3 protein-coding genes are annotated in these 3,952 nt (G+C 55.2%); 1 reads left to right on the plus strand and 2 read right to left on the minus strand.

Going from position 1 to position 3,952, the window contains the following annotated elements:
* The coding region (locus RTM06_RS11515; RefSeq protein WP_312182289.1) for a transporter associated domain-containing protein at positions 1 to 414 on the plus strand (414 nt) is incomplete at its 5' end.
* 48 nt (positions 415 to 462) lie between these two features.
* Here RTM06_RS11515 and RTM06_RS11520 read toward each other — a convergent pair.
* Together RTM06_RS11520 and RTM06_RS11525 are read right to left on the minus strand one after the other, a co-directional pair.
* The gene (locus RTM06_RS11520; RefSeq protein ID WP_293797378.1) at positions 463 to 2,025 is read right to left on the minus strand and encodes an EAL domain-containing protein; all 1,563 of its coding nucleotides are present in this window, start codon (positions 2,023 to 2,025) and stop codon (positions 463 to 465) included.
* A 219-nt stretch (positions 2,026 to 2,244) separates the two neighbouring features.
* Positions 2,245 to 3,609: an L-serine ammonia-lyase gene (locus tag RTM06_RS11525; RefSeq protein ID WP_312182291.1), complete on the minus strand. Its 1,365-nt coding sequence runs from the start codon at positions 3,607 to 3,609 to the stop codon at positions 2,245 to 2,247.
* Positions 3,610 to 3,952 lie beyond the last annotated feature (343 nt).

Consider the following 3,952-nt stretch of genomic DNA (forward strand, 5'->3'; position numbering starts at 1 on the left):
CTGGGCGTGTTGCGTCGTGCCAAAGGTAGCTTCGTGATTGTTACCAACGAGTTTGGTGTGGTACAGGGCTTAATCACGCCGCTGGACGTGCTGGAAGCGATTGCTGGTGAGTTCCCGGATGAAGATGAAACGCCAGATATCATTGCCGATGGCGACGGTTGGTTAGTGAAGGGCGGTACCGATCTGCACTCGCTGCAACAGCTGCTGGATCATCACGAATTAGTGAAGGCCGATGAAGATCACGCTTCGTTAGCCGGTTTGTTGATTGCGCAGAAAGGCCAGCTGCCGCTGCCGGGCGAGGTGATTGATTTGCCGCCGCTGCACTTCCAGGTGATTGAGGCGACCGATTACCGTATCGACCTGGTGCGCGTGACCAAAGATAAGCCATTCGATCACGAAGAACACGCCGAGTAAGTAAGCTGATTGATGCGAGTAAAAACGGCCACATAAGTGGCCGTTTTTTTATGCGCTTAACTGCGCCTGATGCTGCTCCAGCCACTGCGGGAAATCTTCAATCGGCATGGGACGCGCGTAGAAATAGCCTTGCAGATGGTCAACGCCGCGCTCACGCAAATAGTGCGCCTGTTCCGCAGTTTCCACACCTTCCGCCACCAGCGAAATATTCAGGCGCTGCGCCAGCGAGATCACCATATCGGTCACGGTCGCGTTAATGGCGTCGGTGCCAATGGCGGCAGTAAAAATCTTGTCGATTTTAAGCACGTCCGGTTTGAGGTCTTTCAGGTAAGCCAGCGAACTGTGGCCAGTACCGAAATCATCAATTGCCAGACGCACACCAATCTCATGCAGCTGCGACACCACCGATTGATCGATAATCGGCAGGGCATCACGCTCCGTCAGCTCGACCACCAGTTTCGGCATCGGATTGGCGGGCCACCAGATATTCTGCAGATCTTCCACAATGGCGCGATCGCGGAAATGGCTGGCGGCAACGTTAATCGCAATATGGAACGACGGACATTGCGGCAGGTTGGGCAGCTCATCCACCACTTTCGCCAGTACGAAGCGGGTTAACGGCGCGATCAGGTTCTGGCGCTCGGCGAGCGGAATAAACACGTCCGGCGCAATCCAGCCCTGACGTTGGTTATGCCAGCGCAGCAGCAGTTCCATGCCGTCACACTCGCCGCTTTTGGCGTTAATCAGCGGCTGGCAATAGACCATAAATTCGTTAGCGGTGATGCCATAACTGATCTGCCAGCTGAGACTCATACGGTTGGCGGTCGCCAGCCAGACGATGTAACCCATCAGCAGGCTCAGCATCAGCGCCAGCGGCAACTGAGAAGGCAGCGTGTTGAGCGCCAGCCAGGCGGGTGAAGGGCCGTACAAGGTGATGCTGAACGGATAACGCAGCGATGCCTGATCGTAAGCCACTTCATCTTCAGACGGTTCGGTTTGCTCAATCAGCGGATTGCCGTATTCAAGGCTCTGACCACCGACGTTAAAGATCGCGCGCTCCACCCACGGCAACTGCGGCTCGAGCAGATAGTTGGTCATCAACTCAATATTAATGACTTGCAGCAGACCTTCGCGGTTATCCAGCGATTTTGGCGTCCACAGCAGCAGCACCGGCGATCCTTTCAGCAAATCATTATCCGTGGCTAACATCATGCGCTGATTATTGATGGCTAACTCAGGGTAGGTTTGGCTGAAGGAGAGGTGTTGCGGGCCGAAAATGCTGGAGCAGTAGAGCGTGTCTTCCTGAACCAACAGCACGGTGCGTACGGTTTGCAGCGCGGCAATTTTCTCAATCAGCGGATAACGCACTTGCGCACAAGGAACGCCAACCAGACCGAGCGTGTTGTTGGCGGAAACATCCAGCGGCGAGAACATACGATCAAAGCGTTCAATCGCGCGGGTGGCGAAATTCAGCGACTGCTGCTCAATGCGCGATTTCTCTTCGATATAACGAAAAGTTAGCGTTAGGACCAGAACCAGCGAGGCGATCACTAACGCAATAAGCAGTCGCTTACGGCGAAATTGACCCACAAATTGCTGGGGAATGAGCATCAGTAACCACCTTGCAAAACAAAGATTGAAGCCAAATTAACGTGTAGGTTATCGGCATTGAGGCGGCCAGGTTTAGCGCGGCTGAATAAAAAATACGGCACTAAAAAAAGCGCGGCCACAAAGGGCCGCGCGCAAAATCAATGTATCTGGTTTACTCAGTTGGAGGTAGCAACAGATGCAGAAAAATAGTCAACTGATGCTTTAATCATCAGCGGAGTATTAGTCGCACTGGACCTTAATCGCCAATCCACCGCGTGAGGTTTCACGGTATTTGGCGTTCATGTCCTTACCGGTTTCGTACATGGTCTCAATCACTTTATCCAGCGACACGCGCGGTTCACTGGTGCGACGTAGCGCCATGCGCGCGGAGTTGATGGCTTTCACGGAAGCGATGGCGTTGCGCTCAATGCACGGCACCTGAACCTGACCGGCGACCGGATCGCAGGTTAATCCCAGATTGTGCTCCATGCCGATTTCCGCCGCGACACACACTTGCTCCGGGCTGCCGCCGAGCAGTTCCGCCAGACCGGCCGCCGCCATGGAGCACGCCACGCCGACTTCGCCCTGGCAACCCACTTCGGCACCCGAAATAGAGGCGTTCATTTTGTACAGCACGCCAATAGCGCCAGAGGCGAGGAAGTAGCGGATAAAGATATCGGGCGTAACGGGTTCGATAAAGTGATCGTAATAGGCCAACACCGCCGGCACGATGCCGCAGGCACCGTTGGTGGGTGCTGTCACCACACGGCCACCGGCCGCATTCTCTTCATTGACCGCTAGCGCGAACATGTTCACCCAGTCGATCACATCCATCGGATCTTTCGAATGCTTAGAAGATGAAACCAGCAGGCGGCGCAAGGAAGCTGCGCGACGTGGTACGCGCAGTGGGCCCGGCAGCACGCCTTCGGTATTGAGACCGCGATCAATACAGGCCTGCATGGTTTGCCACACATGACCAAAATAGGCGTGAATCTCGTCGCGAGTATGCAGCGCCAGTTCGTTCTTCATCACCAAACCCGACAGCGACAGACCGCTTTCGCGACAATGGCTGAGCAGCTCTTTAGCAGAGTGGAACGGCCACGGCACAGAAACTTCGTTCAGCACCGGCTGGCCGAAATGCTCTTCATCAACGATGAAACCGCCACCGATGGAATAGTAGGTTTTGCTCAGAATCAGCAGGTCGCCAGCGAAAGCGAACACCGTCATGCCATTCTCATGCAGCGACAGGTTTTCGCTGCGGAACACCATGCCGCCTTCACGTGGAAAATCCACTTCACGCGCGCCCTTGGCTAACAGCAGACGTTCGCGTTGCTCCACGTCTTTGATGAACGCGGGAATGCCGTCGATATCCACGGTGGCCGGTTCGAAACCCGCCAGGCCCATGATAATCGCGATATCGGTGTGGTGACCTTTGCCAGTGAGCGACAGCGAACCGTAGACGTCGACCGCCACGCGCGTCACGTCCTGCAATTTGCCTTGTTCGGCCAGCAGATCAACAAACTGCTTGCCCGCTTTCATCGGGCCGACGGTATGTGAACTGGATGGGCCGATGCCCACTTTAAACATGTCAAAAACACTAATCACCGGTGACACTCCTCACAAATCTTATTCTGCACGGCAGAAGCCGTTTATGCGGCTAATAGTAATCGCCCATGCCGGTTAACGAGCAGCTTTTCGCATGAAATAAACTAATTATAAACCACAGAAATAGTTATCCGTTTCTACAGTTGTGAAGCGGATCGGTTTTCCCGGCGAAAGGCTAACGAAAAGTGCGCAGACCAAGTCCACTTTTGGGCCGGCGGTCCTCGCGCCGCTAGCGCGGTACCTTCACTTCGCTCGTCTGCCTGACGGACCGGCGGAGACGGGACGTCCTGTCCCGGCTCCGCCTTTCGCCCGCGTCCTGCGGGCTCTCCTGGCTTCCTCGCTT

Origin of the sequence: Pantoea sp. CTOTU46764 (assembly GCF_031974595.1) — a bacterium.
Classification (GTDB): domain Bacteria; phylum Pseudomonadota; class Gammaproteobacteria; order Enterobacterales; family Enterobacteriaceae; genus Pantoea; species Pantoea trifolii.